The organism is Roseateles sp. GW821-FHT09H11 (genome assembly GCF_059415845.1).
In genome coordinates, this window is the sequence record NZ_JBWKOA010000010.1 from 272,194 (window position 1) to 287,287 (window position 15,094).

Sequence of the window (15,094 nt, forward strand, 5' to 3'; positions counted from 1 at the left end):
CGTGTGTCGGTGTGCCGACCGGTCTGCTGCTTCGCGATGGCGCCTTCAGTCCGCGGCCAGGAGGCCGCTGACGGTCAACGCATACCTGAGTCGGGCCCGGATCGCCGCCGGCAGGTTGACAGCCCCGGTTCGCCACAGGTCTCGCAGCTGCGAGGCCTGCGGGTCGCCGGGCGCCGTCACGCCGCGGCGAGTGCCGACCTCCCATCGACTCAAGGCGGCAACGAGTTCCTCTTCGCCCCCTTCCGGCAGTGGCAACCGGGCCAGTCCCAGCAGTTCATGCAACTGCGTCCAGACGCCCCAGTATTCGAGCACGCGCAGCCCGCGCCGGAAGGCGCCCACGTCCTGGTGTTCGAACACCAGCGGCCAGAACTCCCGTGGCGTCGGCGGACTGGCGCCGAGCGACACCGCGTTCACCGCCACGCGTTGCGCCCGGCTGGAAGCGTCGCCGATCGCCTGCCTCAGCCAATGCTGCTGGGTGTCGCCGTCGCTTCCGGCGATCAGGTGCTGCAGGGCGACCGCGCGCAGGGCGGCACGAGGGCGTTCATTGCCGCGCATCGCCATCAAGCGCGCGCAACGTGCCGTCGCGTCCGCGGGGTCGATCTGGGCGAGAAACAGCAGCGCGGGCACGCCGTGATGAGGCGCACTGGCCGGCGTTTCCAGCTGCAATTGCGCCCGCTGGCGGATCGGGTCCGTCAGCTGCGCCTTGCGCAGCTGCGCGAGGGCGACTTCGCGAACGCCGGCGCGCGGGTCGAGTGCCAGTTGCAGCGCCATCGCCGTGCCGGCTTCGGGCGCGGCCTCGCAGAGCCGGCGCAGCGCGTGCGCGCGCACCGGGCCGGCCACGTGGCCGCAGCCTGTGAGCCAGAGCGCCGGACGCGCCGTGGTGCTGACGAGTTCCTCGACCCGCTCCAACGCCCAGCGCGCAGTCACGATGTCCGCCCCGCCGAGTCGTGCCGACAGCATCGCAGCGCGTTGCGCTTCGGAGGCCACGCGCCACTCCCCCAGGTCCAGCCAGCGCCGGACCAGAGGATGCATGTGCGGTTGCGCCGCCGCGAGCACCGGCAGTCGCGCCGGATCGGTCAGGAACGCGGCGATCTCCTCCAGCAACGGACCGTGATCGGCACGACGGCCGCGCAGCAGGTCGATCATCACCGGCATGGCCTGCGACCACGCGGGAATGGCTTCTTCAACCAGGAATGCCCTCACCGCGACGCGCGCGGCTTCGCGCACCTGCGGCACCCAGTCGTTGATCCGGCGCAGCAGCGTCGGCAGCGTCGCGTGGACGCGCAGCCGCATCAGCGCCTGGATCGCTTCCTCGCGCTCGTAGCCGCTGGGCGACTCGAGGTGGGTCGTCCACTGGGCCGCAGTCCAGGCGGACACGGGTGCGCCCCTCATCGTCACATACCAACTCTTCCAGTCCATTGTTCTCTCCCTTGAACGGGCGCGCGCCCGGAAGCGCGCGCCGTCCCTCGCCGACCATCAGGCCGGTCTCGCGTGCCTCATCCCTTCACGCACACCACCTGCTTGAGCGTGTGCACCACCTCCACCAGGTCCTGCTGGGCCGCCATGACCGCGTCGATGTCCTTGTAGGCCATCGGGATCTCGTCGATGACGTCCTTGTCCTTGCGGCACTCGACGCCTTCGGTCGCGGCGCGCTGGTCCATCAGCGTGAAGCGGCGCTTGGCTTCCGTGCGGCTCATCGTGCGTCCTGCCCCGTGCGAGCAGCTCTCGAAGCTCTCCGGGTTGCCCTTGCCGCGCACGATGTAGCTGCGCGCGCCCATGCTGCCGGGGATGATCCCCATCTGGCCCTTCTTCGCGCTCACCGCGCCCTTGCGGGTCACGAACACGTCCTGGCCGAAATGGGTCTCCTTCTGCACGTAGTTGTGGTGGCAGTTGACCGCCTCGATGTGGCTCTCGAACTTCTTGCCGATGACCTTCTTCGCCGCGCTGATCACGCGGCGCATCATCACCTCGCGGTTGGTCTCCGCGAACTTCTGCGCCCAGCCCACCGCGCGGACGTAGTCGCCGAAGTACTTCGCGCCTTCCTCGAAGTAGGCGAGGTTGGCATCGGGCAGGTTGGCCTGGTGCTGCATCGCGTCCTTCTTCGCCAGTTCGATGAACATGGTGCCGATCGCGTTGCCCACGCCGCGCGAACCCGAGTGCAGCATGAACCACACGAAACCCACTTCATCCAGGCAGACCTCGATGAAGTGGTTGCCCGTCCCGAGCGTGCCCAGGTGCTTGTGGTTGTTGGTGTTCTTCAGCTTCGGGTAGTCGCGGCAGATCTCGGCGAAGTCGGGCTGGAGTTCCGCCCAGGCCGCGTCGACCATCTCGGGCGGGTTCTCCCACGCGCCGACGTCGCGGCCCTTGGGCGTGCGGCCGTGCGGCACGGCGGCCTCGATCGCGGAACGCAGCGGGCCCAGGTTGTCGGGCAGGTCCTCGGCGCGCAGCGTGGTCTTGCAGGCCATCATCCCGCAGCCGATGTCGACCCCGACCGCGGCCGGGATGATCGCCTTCAGCGTCGGGATCACCGAGCCCACCGTCGCGCCGATGCCCAGGTGCACGTCGGGCATCGCCGCGATGTGCTTGAACACGACCGGCAGCTTCGCCGCATTCATCAGCTGCTTGCGGGCTTCGTCCTCCACGGGCACGCCCTGCGTCCACATCTTCACCGGCACGCCGCCGGCGACTTCCATCTCGTTGTAGTTCTTCATGACTCGTTCCATTCAAAAGCGCGATGACAAGGGATCGGCAAGACGTTTCCTGAGCTACCGGCTTGCGCCGGGCGGGATTCGGACCCGCGACGTCCGCGTCCCCGAGGGGACGGGTGCTCTACCTGTAGTCCTGCCAGCATTCATCGCAAAAACAGGGTGCTGGGACTCGACCGGGCAGTTGCCGCGGTGAGCGATGACAAGGGGTGGTGAAACGTGTTCCTGCTCTACCGCTGAGCTACGGCCTCCCGGGGGAGACCGGCGGGATTCGAACCCGCGACCTGGGCAGTGACAATGCTGTAGTTCCACCGGCATTCATCGCTCGCCGCGGCAACCGCATCCGGTGCCGTCGACAGTCTTCAATCCTTCGATTCTTTCTCGTTGTCCAGACACAGCCCCCGCGTGGCGACTAACGGGTGTCGAGGACATCAGTTTCGGATGTAGTCCTCGTCGGCATTCGCCACGCGACAGCAGTCACCTCATGCGTTCAATCGCTGCGGATCGAGCGCCACGCGCTCGATCTCGCGGACCCAGTGGCCGACCTCGGTCGCGCCGGCGGCGAAATCGCCGACCATGCGGAACACCGCATCCGAGAAGCCGCCGACGTTCATCACGTCCTTGCGCTCCACCGCCTGCGTCGAGGCGCCGGGCTGGATGTCGATGCACACCAGCTTCGCCGTCGGGCATCGGACCTTGATCGCCTCCCACTGTGTCATGGTCTCGGTCGCGCCGTGACGGCGCGCGTCGATCCATGACTCGTTGTCGGACACGATCACGACCAGATCCACCTTTGCGCGTTCCTCATTGAGCAGACGCAGCGGCGCGCTGACCGAGGTCCCGCCACCGCCGACCGCCGCCAGCTTCGCCGCGTTGGTCATCACCGAATCGCGGGGATTCAGCTTGACCGGCACGACGCGCTGCTCGAACGGCATCACGCGGCAACGCGGGTTCTTGCGGACCAGCGCCGCAGCCACCAGGGCGGCCACGTCGATGCATCGCACCGCCGAGGTCGCCGAACCGCGCCAGCCGGTCACCGACGAGGACATCGACCCCGACACGTCCGGGCAGACCACGACGCGGCCCTCGATCGCCGGCACGTTGACCAGCGCGGCGTCCATCGCGTCCTGCAGCGCGTCACGGATCTCCGCCGGCACGTCCGACGCCGCGTTGAACGCCGTCATCAGCTGGTATGGCAGCACGCGAGCCGAGGCGACGGCCTGCGGATCGCGCAGCAGCGCCGCCAGTTGCGCGGTCATGTCGGGCTGGTCGAACACGCCATGGCGTGCGAACGCGTTCAGGTTCTGGCGCACCATCTGCCACGAGCCTTGCGCCGCGATGCGCGTCCAGTGCGAGTCGTTCAGCGGCAGCGCCGTCAGCATCTGGAAGGGCACCGGCGGCAGATCGTCCGCCGTCGCGCCCTCCGTCGTGCCGGACAGCAGCGCGCGCTTGAAGCGCTCGTAAGCCAAGGTCGCGGGCGGCAGCACCGCTTCATCGTACGGACGGCCGATCAGCCATGCGAACCACGCCGCGCGCCAGGCTTCCGCCGGCTTCGGGTGGACCATGCGGACCACGTCGGCCAGCGTCGGCTCGTTCCCGATGGACGCCTGCAGCAGGCGCTGCTCGCTCGCGGTCACCAGCCATTGCTGGACCAGCTTCTTCGGACGCGATCCCAGCGACTTGCGGCCGGTCTGACCCGATCGCAGGATCTGCACGAAGTTGCGCAGCATCTTGCCGTTGTCGATCACGCGGCCGAACACGGGCTGCAGCAGCGCGATGTCGCGTTGCGCCAGCACGGCTGCCAGCAGCGCCGGCATGTCCTTCATGTGGCCGGCCTGACGGGCGTAGACCGCAGTCTTGGCCAGGAAGGCGGTGTCGACGTCCTGTGCCAGCGCCAATGCGTCCTCCAGCTGGGATGACGCGTCGGCGTGGAAGGTCGACGTCATGCAGCCCGTGGCCGCCAGTTGCGCCAGGTGGTGCCGGGTCTTGTAGCCGTAGGCACGGGCGCCGGACTGGTTCACCGCGTCCGCGGCGGGCGCCAGCTTGCCGGGCGTCGTCTTGAAGAGTTGCGTGTTGACCATGTGGTCCTCCCTGTCGGATGTTGTTCGGCGTTGCCGTTCTGCTGCTTCGCCGTGTTGTCTTGATCTCTTTATTGCAACGCCCGTGCCAGGTCTTGCCTGGTCTCGTCTGAAGTTGATCAACCCATTGATTCAAAAGGGAAAAATTCTTGTCCGACCTGGAAGTTTGCACCCTCCATTCATCCGGCGTCTTTGGCGGGACTGGATGATTGGCTAGATAACTAGCGAAAAAGATAGATGGCGCGGGCGCTGCGGATAAACTGCGGCCCCATGTCGAAGAAGAACGTGGTGATCGGCTACCTCGGATCGCAGCTGGACGGCGGCCTGGGCGCCGGCCGTTGGGAGAAGTGGCGGCCGACGATCTCGCTGGTGTCGCAGCCGGACGTGGTCGTACATCGGCTGGAGCTGTTCCATGCACCGCAACACCTGACCCTGGCGCAGCTGCTGCGGACCGATATCGCCACGGTCTCGCCGGAGACCGAGGTCCACCTCGTCCCGATGCCGCACGAAGATCCGTGGGACTTCGGCGAGGTCTACGCGACGCTCTACGACTGGGTGCGCGGCTACCGCTTCGATCCCGCGCACGAGCAGTACTGGGCGCACATCACCACCGGCACGCACGTCGCGCAGATTTGCATGTTCCTGATGGTGGAGGCGCGCTTCATCCCGGGCGTGCTGCTGCAGACCTCCCCGCCGCGCAAGCAGCGCGCGGGCGACCCGGGCTCTATGACGCTGATCGACCTGGACCTGTCGCGCTACGACGGCATCGCGCAGCGCTTCCGGGCCGAGCAGCATGACGCGGTCGCCTTCCTGAAGAGCGGCATCGCCACGCGCAACCGCCGCTTCAACGCGCTGATCGAGGAGATCGAGCGCGTGGCCGTGCACTCCCGCGCGCCCATCCTGCTGGCCGGGCCGACCGGCGCGGGCAAGTCCTTCCTCGCGCGCCGCATGTACGAGCTGAAGCAGACGCGCCACCAGCTGGCCGGCGCCTTCGTCGAGGTCAACTGCGCGACGCTGCGCGGCGACGGCGCGGCGTCGACGCTGTTCGGGCACAAGAAGGGCTCGTTCACCGGCGCGATGGCCGATCGGGCCGGGCTGCTGCGCACCGCCGACGGCGGCTTGCTGTTCCTGGACGAGATCGGCGAACTGGGCCTGGACGAGCAGGCCATGCTGCTCAAGGCGATCGAGGAGAAACGCTTCCTGCCCGTGGGCGCGGACCGCGAGGTCGCCAGCGACTTCCAGCTGATCGTCGGCACCAACCGCGACCTGCGCGCCGAGGTCGCCGCGGGGCGCTTCCGCGACGACCTGTTCGCGCGGATCAACCTCTGGACCTACAGCCTGCCCGGGCTGCGCGACCGGCCCGAGGACATCGAGCCCAACGTCGATCACCTGGTGCAGCAGGTCGGGCGCGAAAGCGGCCGCGCGGTGCGCTTCAACGCCGAGGCGAAGGCGCGTTACCTCGGCTTCGCGCAATCGCCGCGGGCGCCGTGGAGCGGCAACTTCCGCGACCTGTCGGCCTCGGTGATGCGGCTGGTGACGCTGGCGGAGGGCGGTCGCATCGGCCTGCCGCTGGTCGAGGCCGAGATCGCGCGGCTCGAGTGGCTGTGGGAACGCGACACGGCCGGGCCGGGCAACGCGGACGCCGGCGAGGGGGTGGGCGAGTCGCTGCTCGCGGCGCTCCTCGACGCGCCGGCCCTGGAGGCGATGGACCTTTTCGATCGCCTCCAGCTCGCGGCCGTGCTGCGTGTGTGCGCGGCGGCGTCGTCCCTGTCGGAGGCAGGACGGCAGCTCTTCCATGCCAGCCGGCAGGCGCGCAGCGTCGTCAACGACGCCGACCGCTTGCGCAAGTACCTGCTGAAGTTCGGCTTGTCCTGGGACCGCATCGCCGCGGCGCGGTGATCGATGACCCGACGCGCCTTCATGCGATCCGCCCCCGTCTCCCGTACGGCAGCCCGGATGCTGCGTCAGGACCGGTCACAATCGCCGTCCTCGCCTATGACTTTCGACCGGTCGCCCTCCCTCTCCTCCGACGATCCCTTGCCCGGGATGCCGATGCGTCTTCGCGGGGCGGCGTGGCTGCTCGCCGCGTTCTGCGTGGCGACGGCGGCACCGGGGGGCATGGCGGCGACCGCGGCGTCGGCACACGCGTCAGCGCCCGTGGTGACGAAGGCGGTGCCGGCTGTACGGGCCGCATCCACCGCCGCACCGGCAGCGGCAGCGGCAAGGACGGCAGCGTCCGCGCCGGTGCCCGACCTCAGCGCCATCGGCGACCTGTCCGATCCGGTCCGTGCCGTCAGCCAGTACAAGATCGATCTCTGGCAGACCGAACAGGGGCTGCCGCTCAACACCGTCCAGGCGCTGCTCCAGTCCCGCGACGGCGGCCTGTGGATCGGCACCGGTGGCGGCCTGGCGCGTTTCGACGGCAAGCGGTTCGTGAGCTTCGACGCCGCGCGGGCGCCCGACGTTGCTTCGCAGCCGGTGTTCGCGCTGCTGGAGGATCGGCGCGGCCGGCTGTGGATCGGCCATCCCAACGGCGTGACCGTCTATGAGCACGGCCGCTTCTCGCCGGCCGTCACCAAGGCGCAGGCGGGCGGCCGCCGGATCTGGTCGCTGGTCGAGGACAAGACCGGCGCGATCTGGGCGGCCGGCGACGGCGGACTGGTCCGCTGGCAGGACGGCGCGGTCAAGGTCTTCGGCACTGCGGACGGACTGCCCGCCGCGCGGCTGCGCAGCGCCGTGTTCGACACGGCCGGCACGCTCTGGATCGGCACCACCGGTGCCGGCCTGTTCGCGATGACACCGGACGGCAAGTTCAAGGTCTTCGATCCGGCGGGCGGTTTCCCGCATGCGCAGGTGCGCTTCGTGATCGCCGATCCGGCTGGCGGCATCTGGGCGGCGACGGCGGGCGGCGGACTCGTGCGCATGCCGGGTCTCGACCCATCGGCGATGCGCGTCTACACGACCGCCGACGGCCTGCCCAGCGATCACCTGACCGCGCTGGCCCGCGACGCCCGCGGCGACCTGTGGGTCGGCAGCTGGGGCGCGGGCGTCAGCCGTTTCCGCGAGGGGCGCTTCAGCACGATCTCCAGCGGCAGCGGTCCGGGCAGCGGTCTGGCCGGCGGCCAGATCTGGTCGCTGATGGCCGACCGCGAAGGCAGCATCTGGGTGGGCACCTGGGTCGACGGCCTGAACCGGCTGCGCAACCGCGCCTTCACCGTGCTCGGCACGCCCGAGGGCCTCAGCCATGACAACGTCCGCTCGGTGCTCGCCGCGCGCGACGGCGCGGTCTGGGCCGCGACCTCCGGCGGCGGACTCAACCGGATGAAGGACGGCCGCATCACGACGGTGCGCCAGGCCGACGGCCTGCCGACCGACGAGGTCTCGACACTGCACGAGGCGCGCGACGGCACCCTCTGGATCGGCACCTACACCGCCGGCATCGCGCGCCGTCGGCCCGACGGCCACATCGACACCTTCGGCGCCGACAGCGGCCTGCCCGGCATCGAGGTGCGCTCGATCTTCGAGGATCGCGCCGGCACGCTGTGGGTCGGCACGCGCTCGGCGCTGGCGCGTTTCAACGGCCACGGCTTCGACGTCGTCACCGCGCCCGGCCTGCCCAAGGAAGGCGTCGCGGCGATCCTGCAGGACCGCGCGGGCACGCTCTGGTTCGGCACCACCGGCCAGGGGCTGGTGCGCTGGCGCGACGGCCAGGCGCGCCAGTTCACGACGGCCGACGGCCTGCTGTCCGACTGGATCATGGCGCTCAAGGAGGACGCGCGCGGCGAACTCTGGATCGGCACGAACGGCGAAGGCATCAACCGCCTGAAGGACGGCCGCATCGGCGCGATCAAGCCGGCGGACGGGCTGTGGGACGGGCTGTCGCAGGTCTTCCTCGAAGACCGCGCGGGGCATTTCTGGATCACCTGCAACCGCGGCTTCTACCGCGTCGCCCGCGACGACCTCGACGCCTTCCTCGAGGGCCGGCTCAAGCAGGTGCGCTCGGTCGGCTTCGGGCCGGGCGACACGCTGCGCGCCACCAGCTTCGCCGGCAACCTGCAGGCGGCCGGTGTCGTCGACGCCCGCGGCCGCGTCTGGCTGCCGTCGTCGGCGGGCCTGGTGGTGGTCGATCCCGAGCGTCTGCCCGGCGGCGGCGAGCCGCCGACGGTGCGCATCGAGCAGATCAAGGTCGATGGCGAAACGCTCGCGCTCGACGGCCAGCCGCTGGCGCTCCCGCCGGGGCCGGTGGCGCTGTCGGTCAGCCTGGCCGCGTCGACGCTGCGCGAGGCCGATCGCGTGCGCTTCCGCTTCTGGATGGAGGGGCTGTCGCGCGGCTGGACCGACGTCGGCAACGACCGCGAGCTGACCTTCCCCGCGCTGTCCCACGGTCAGTACAAGCTGCGCCTGGCGGTGTCCGGCGACGGTCAGCGCTGGCGCGAATCGGACACGCCGCTGCCGGTCACCGTGCGGCCGCGCTTCCATGAGACCGGCTGGTTCCACCTGCTCGTTGCCGTCGGGGCGATCGGCTTCTTCGCCGGCGCCGTGATGTTCCGGATGCGCCAGCTGCGCGCCCGCCACATCGAGATGGAACGCCTGGTGGCCCAGCGGACGGAGGAACTCCGGCAGGCCAACGAGCATCTGAAGCAGCTCTCCTTCCTCGACGCGGTGACGGGCCTGCCCAACCGCCGGCGCTTCAACGAGGCGGCCGACGAGGAGTGGCGCCGCGCGCGTCGCACCGGCAGCTCGCTGGCGCTGGTGATCGCCGACGTCGACGCGTTCAAGCGCTACAACGACCAGATGGGCCACCTGAAGGGCGACGAGTGCCTGGGCGCCGTGGGCGCGGTGCTGGGCGCGTCGATCGGGCGCGCCGGCGATCTGGCGGCCCGCTACGGCGGCGAGGAATTCGTCGTGCTGCTGCCCGGCGCCGACCGCGACGCCGCGCTCAAGGTGGCGGAGTCCGTCCGTTCCGGCATCGAGTCGCTCGCGATGCCGCATCCGAACTCGCCGGCAGGCCCGGTCGTCACCGTCAGCCTCGGCGTCTCCGCCTGTGTGCCCAGCGACGAATGCACGCTGCAGAGCCTCATCGCGCAAGCCGACGAGGCGCTTTACGTCGCCAAGCGCGAAGGACGCAATCAGGTGCGTTGACCGAGCGGTCGCCGGGCATGCCGGCCCCCCCGTCCGCTCAATCTCCTCCTCGCCGCTCGGAATTCGCTCCCGGGGGGGGCCGGCATGCCCGGCTCCGAGACGAGCGGGGACGCTCGCAAGGATTTCATTCCCGTGAAGCGGGCGGAGGTGTACAACACGGGCTCCGCGACACCCGCGTCCGAGCGCGCCCCCCTTCGCGCCCGTCGACGCGGCACTCCAGCGTCCGTCCGACCGTTGCCGACCATGACGACCTCACAGACCGTCCGCCAGCACAAGGGCCGTACCTACGTCCTCGATACCCACGGGCCGGGCTCCGGTCCCTGGCGAGGGCGATTCGTCGTCAAGGGCGAGGAGGACGGCCGCCCCGGCGTCACCGCCTGGCACGAGCTGGACGACGAATTCCCCTCCGCCGACGAGGCTGTCGCGCACGCTGATCGCGTCGCCTGCCAATACATCGCCACCTTCGCAGAGCAGGCATGACTCCCCGTGGCCCCGCTTTGGGCGCACCGCGTCGTTGCAAATCCTCGCCATAGCTGGGCTATGGCTGCGGTTTGCGCCTAGCGGTGCATCCCAAATCGGGGCCACGGGGAGTCATGCCTGACGCGGGGCACGCACCGCGTCCATCGGGGGGCGGACTGTGTTTTGCCCCGATTTGGCCTGACCGTCGGCTTTCAGGGAGAAAAAACATGCCAACGTTGTCCAACTTCAATATCGGCACGCGGCTGGCCGCCGCATTTGCCGTTGTGATTGCCTTGCTGCTTTTGGTGCTGGCCGTCGCCGTCTCGGTGCTCAACCGCACCAGCGGGACGATGGACCGGGTGGTCGAGGACCGCTATGGGCAGATCGCCCTGAGCGACGACATCAAGAATGTCGGCGACCAGGGCGTGATCGTGATCGGGCGCCTGCTGATGGCCACCGATCCCGCCCAGGCCAAGCGCTACATGGACGATTACGCCGCCGTGCGCGCGGCCAACACCGAGAACTTCGCGAAGTTCGAGAAGATGCTCAACACCGACGAGGCGAAGGCCATCTTCGCCGAGCAGTCGGAGGCCCGGAAGGTCTACGGTGCCGCGGTACGCAAGCTCTTCGACCTGATCGCCGCCGGCGAGCGCGACCAGGCCATGGCCATCTACCAGGGCGACATGGCGCAGTCGCAGGTGCGCTACTACGCGCTGATCGACAAGATGGTCGACTACCAGACCAAGGCCATGGCCGACGACGTGGTCAAGGCCAAGGAGGACGCGCGCCGTTCCAAGCTGTGGATGACGCTGGTCGCCGCGGTCGCGGTGGTGCTGGGCGTGCTGACGGCGATCAGCATCACGCGCTCGATCACGCACCGCATCCACGGGGCCATCCAGCTGGCCGAGGACGTCGCCAAGGGCGACCTCACGCTGCGTCCGATGCCGCAGAGCACGGACGAGATCGGCCGGCTCATCGGCGCGCTGCAGCACATGGTGCGCAGCCTGCATCGCATCGTTTCGGAGGTCCGGCAGGGCGCCGACACCATCTCCGCCGCGGCGAAGGAGGTCGCGCAGGGCAACGCCGATCTCTCGGCGCGCACCGAGGCGCAGGCCAGCGCGCTGCAGCAGACCGCCTCCGCGATGGAACAGCTGACCGCGGCGATCCGCATGAGCGCCGACAACGCCGACCAGGCCAATGCCCGCGCCGCGACGGCGTCGGAGGTCGCCAGCGCCGGCGGCAAGGCGGTCGGCGAGGTGGTCGCGACGATGAGCGCCATCTCCGCGTCCTCGCATCGCATCGGCGAGATCATCGGCACGATCGACGGCATCGCCTTCCAGACCAACATCCTGGCGCTGAACGCGGCCGTCGAGGCGGCGCGTGCCGGCGAGCACGGCCGCGGTTTCGCCGTGGTGGCCTCGGAGGTGCGGGCGCTGGCGCAGCGCTCGGCCAGCGCGGCCAAGGAGATCAAGTCGCTGATCGTCGAATCGACCGAGCAGGTCGGGGCCGGCGGCCGGCTGGTCGAACAGGCCGGCGAAACGATGACCCAGGTCGTCTCGGGCATCCGGCAGGTCAGCGGCGTCGTCGCCGAGATCAGCGCCTCCAGTCGCGAGCAGAGCATGGGCATCGAGCAGGTCAATGCGGCCATCATGCAGATGGACGACACCACGCAGAAGAACGCCGCGATGGTCGAGCAGAGCACCGCCTCGGCCAAGGCGCTGCAGGACGAGGCCACGCATCTGAACAACGCGGTGCGGGCTTTCGTGTTGTAGCGCGGCCCAGGTCGACAGGCGGCGCAGAACCGCCTGCGACGCCGTCATCGCCCACATCGCCGTTTTCGTCCGCGGCACTGTCATCGCCGCGTTTGTATCCGTCGCATCACCAGGGAGCGACTCATGAACGACAGGATCCAACCGGGCGCGGCAGCGCCGACGTCCGCTTCGCCCGACCCCTCCGGCGCGCGCTGGCGGCCCGAGGTGCTCGCCTTCATCGACGCGCATCGCCGTGACGGTCATCGCAGTGCGCGACTGGATCCGCTGGGCGTTTCGCGCCCCGCCGATCCGTCGCTGCTCGACCCGCAGCGCTTCGGGCTGCAGCCCGGCGACTGGCTGTCGCCGGCCGGCACGCCGCTGTGGAACGCCCGCACCGTCGGCGATCTCGACCGCACGCTGAAGGCGATCTACTGCGGCGGACTGGCGCTCGATGCCAGCGCGGTGCGCGACGCGTCGCGGCGCGACTGGCTCCATCACGCGATGGAATCCGCGCCGCCGGGGGCGGGCGGCGCCGCGGAGCGCCTGGCGCTGCTGGACCGGCTGATCCGCGCGCAGGGCTGGGAAGAGCACGTCGCGCAGGCCTTCCCGCACGCGAAGCGTTTCTCCCTGGAAGGCAACGAGACGCTGATCCCGTTGCTGGACGCGCTCTGCGAGGAGGCCGCGGGGCACGGCGTGCGGCGCATCTTCCTCGGCATGCCGCATCGGGGCCGCGTCAACGTGCTGGTCAACCTGATGGGCTTCCCGCCGGCGCGCGTGCTGGACTTCTTCGACCCGAAGTCGCCGCATCCCGAGCTGCACACCGATCTCATCTACCACCTCGGCGGCGAACGCGAGCTCGACACGCCGCAGGGCCGGCTGACGCTGACGCTGGCGCACAACCCGTCGCATCTGCAGAGCGTGCATCCGGTGCTCACGGGCCTGGCCCGTGCGTGCCAGGACGCGCTCGGCCGCGAGCGCGCGGACCAGGACGGCCGCCGGCTCGTGCTGCCGCTGATGCTGCACGGCGACGCGGCCTTCGCGGGGCAGGGCGTCGTGATGGAGACGCTGATGCTGGGCGGCAAGCCGGGCTACACCGTCGGCGGCACGGTGCACGTGATCATCAACAACCAGGTCGGCTTCACCGAGCCCAACCCGATGAGCGCCTGGCCGGCGCAGTACTGCACCGACGTCACGCGCATGGTCGACGCGCCGGTCCTGCGCGTGAACGCCGACGAGCCCGAGCAGGCCCTGCGTGCCGCGGCGATCGCGCTGGCCTGGCGGGCGCGTTTCGGCTCCGACATCGTCATCGACCTGATCGGCTACCGCCGCCTCGGCCACTCGGAGAGCGACGTCCCGTCGCTGACGCGGCCGCGCATCCACGCGCTGACGCAGACGCATCCGACGATCGTCGAGCGTTACGCCGCCGCGCTGCGCGCCGACCGCGTCCTGCCGCCGGACACCGACATGGCCTCGCACGTCACGCACAGCCGCGTGCGCGCGCACCAGGCGTTCTCCGATCCGTTGATCCCGGCGCAGGACGAATCGCCGTCCCCGCTGCGCCGCCCGGGCGAGGTGCCCCGCTTGGACCTGGCCGGGCTGCAGGCGCTGGTCGATCCGATGACGCGGCTGCCCGACGGCTTCGAGCCGCACGCGATGGTGCGCACGCTCACGGACCACTGGCGCCGGATGGCGGGGCTCACCGAGCCGCCGCTGCGCGCGGACTGGTGCTTCGCCGAGAACCTCGCCTACGCGACGATCCTGCAAGGCGGCCTCAACGTGCGCATCTCCGGCATGGACGTGCGGCGCGGCACCTTCCTGCATCGACAGGCGGTGTGGACCTCGCAGACGACCGTGTTGACGGGGGCAGTGGGCGAGGGCGCTCCGACAGAGTTCGTGCCGCTGAGACAGATCGGTGCCGGCAACGGTCACGGCAACGGTCATGGCGACGCACACGGCGCGGGGCATGGCGAACGGCCAGGCGCGGGTCCGGGCGACCCGTCGCGGGGACGCTTCGATATCTTCAACTCACCGCTGTCCGAGGAGGCGGTGCTCGGTTTCGAGTACGGCTACAGCGTCGGGGCGACGCGCACGCTGACCGTGTGGGAGGCGCAGTTCGGCGACTTCGTCAACGGCGCGCAGGTCTTCGTCGACCAGTACATCAGCTCGGGCGAGGAGAAGTGGGGCGACACCTCCTCGCTGGCCATCCTGCTGCCGCACGGCAACGAGGGCATCGGGCCCGATCACTCGAGCGGCTACCTGAGCCGCTTCCTGCAACTGTGCGGCGAGGACAACCTGCGCGTGGCCTGTCCGTCGACGGCCGCGCAATGGTTCCACCTGCTGCGCCGGCAGGCGTTCGACACGCTGCGCAAGCCGCTGATCGTGCTTTCGCCCAAGGGCACGCTGTATCACGAGAAGGCGTCGCACGCGGAGATCGCGGACCTGACGGGCGGCAGCTTCCAGCCGGTCATCGACGATGCGACGGTCGAGCGCGCGGAGCAGATCGAACGTCTCCTGCTGTGCAGCGGCAAGGTCCATTACGACCTGGATCGTGGCCGTCGGTCGGTGGCGCGCGCGGATCTGGCGCTGGCCCGCATCGAACAGTTCTATCCGTTCCCGGCGGATGAGCTGACGGCGCTGTTTGCGCGCTATCCGGCGCTCGTCGAGATCACCTGGGTGCAGGAGGAGCATCGTCAGCAGGGCGCGTGGAGCTTCATCCGCGAGCAGATGGATGCGGTCTTGCCGCAGCATGTGCAGCTGCGCTGCGTGGCGCGCCGTGCGAACGGCTCTGGCGCCACCTCTTCCCACACGATCCACCAGCTGGAGCAGGTGGAGCTGGTTGCGCGCGCCCTGGGTGAAGCCTGACCGGTTCATCTCTCGCAGTCAGAAAGTCCCAAGGCCCGCGGTCAGCGCGTGTGGGTGGGGCCGGAATGACGCTGGGGGTTCCCGGAGGGATGCCCCC

Annotated in this window: 8 protein-coding genes; 5 read left to right on the top strand and 3 right to left on the bottom strand. The window is 69.8% G+C overall.

Features of this window, described 5'->3' with window-relative positions:
- Positions 1–45 precede the first annotated feature (45 nt).
- The 3 genes from AC07PR_RS28840 to AC07PR_RS28850 form a co-directional block, all read right to left on the bottom strand.
- Complete coding sequence (locus AC07PR_RS28840; RefSeq protein WP_495137307.1) at positions 46–1,377, bottom strand: hypothetical protein; 1,332 nt, start codon at positions 1,375–1,377, stop codon at positions 46–48.
- Between the two features lie 119 nt (positions 1,378–1,496).
- Positions 1,497–2,711, bottom strand: a complete 1,215-nt coding sequence (locus tag AC07PR_RS28845; protein ID WP_495137308.1) for an RtcB family protein — start codon at positions 2,709–2,711, stop codon at positions 1,497–1,499.
- A 476-nt stretch (positions 2,712–3,187) separates the two neighbouring features.
- Positions 3,188–4,786, bottom strand: coding sequence for a vWA domain-containing protein (locus AC07PR_RS28850; RefSeq protein ID WP_495137309.1), 1,599 nt, complete (start codon positions 4,784–4,786; stop codon positions 3,188–3,190).
- Between the two features lie 267 nt (positions 4,787–5,053).
- Here AC07PR_RS28850 and rtcR point away from each other — a divergent pair, with 267 nt between their 5' ends.
- From rtcR to AC07PR_RS28875, 5 genes are all read left to right on the top strand, one after another.
- A complete protein-coding gene (rtcR, locus tag AC07PR_RS28855; RefSeq protein ID WP_495137310.1) occupies positions 5,054–6,682 on the top strand; it encodes an RNA repair transcriptional activator RtcR in 1,629 nt (542 codons plus the stop codon).
- 153 nt (positions 6,683–6,835) lie between these two features.
- A complete protein-coding gene (locus AC07PR_RS28860) occupies positions 6,836–9,925 on the top strand; it encodes a ligand-binding sensor domain-containing diguanylate cyclase (protein ID WP_495137311.1) in 3,090 nt (1,029 codons plus the stop codon).
- 243 nt (positions 9,926–10,168) lie between these two features.
- Positions 10,169–10,405, top strand: coding sequence for a hypothetical protein (locus AC07PR_RS28865; protein ID WP_483108826.1), 237 nt, complete (start codon positions 10,169–10,171; stop codon positions 10,403–10,405).
- A gap of 206 nt (positions 10,406–10,611) precedes the next feature.
- A complete protein-coding gene (locus AC07PR_RS28870; RefSeq protein WP_431101638.1) occupies positions 10,612–12,156 on the top strand; it encodes a methyl-accepting chemotaxis protein in 1,545 nt (514 codons plus the stop codon).
- Positions 12,157–12,279: 123 nt separating this feature from the next.
- Positions 12,280–14,997: a thiamine pyrophosphate-dependent enzyme gene (locus AC07PR_RS28875; protein ID WP_495137312.1), complete on the top strand. Its 2,718-nt coding sequence runs from the start codon at positions 12,280–12,282 to the stop codon at positions 14,995–14,997.
- Positions 14,998–15,094 lie beyond the last annotated feature (97 nt).

What these genes read in the sequence shown, in the direction of transcription:
- AC07PR_RS28845 (WP_495137308.1), bottom strand. Translation starts at nt 2,711, where the DNA reads ATGAAGAACTACAACGAGATGGAAGTCGCCGGCGGCGTGCCGGTGAAG.
- AC07PR_RS28850 (WP_495137309.1), bottom strand. Translation starts at nt 4,786, where the DNA reads ATGGTCAACACGCAACTCTTCAAGACGACGCCCGGCAAGCTGGCGCCC.
- rtcR (WP_495137310.1), top strand. Translation starts at nt 5,054, where the DNA reads ATGTCGAAGAAGAACGTGGTGATCGGCTACCTCGGATCGCAGCTGGAC.
- AC07PR_RS28860 (WP_495137311.1), top strand. Translation starts at nt 6,836, where the DNA reads ATGCGTCTTCGCGGGGCGGCGTGGCTGCTCGCCGCGTTCTGCGTGGCG.
- AC07PR_RS28865 (WP_483108826.1), top strand. Translation starts at nt 10,169, where the DNA reads ATGACGACCTCACAGACCGTCCGCCAGCACAAGGGCCGTACCTACGTC.
- AC07PR_RS28870 (WP_431101638.1), top strand. Translation starts at nt 10,612, where the DNA reads ATGCCAACGTTGTCCAACTTCAATATCGGCACGCGGCTGGCCGCCGCA.
- AC07PR_RS28875 (WP_495137312.1), top strand. Translation starts at nt 12,280, where the DNA reads ATGAACGACAGGATCCAACCGGGCGCGGCAGCGCCGACGTCCGCTTCG.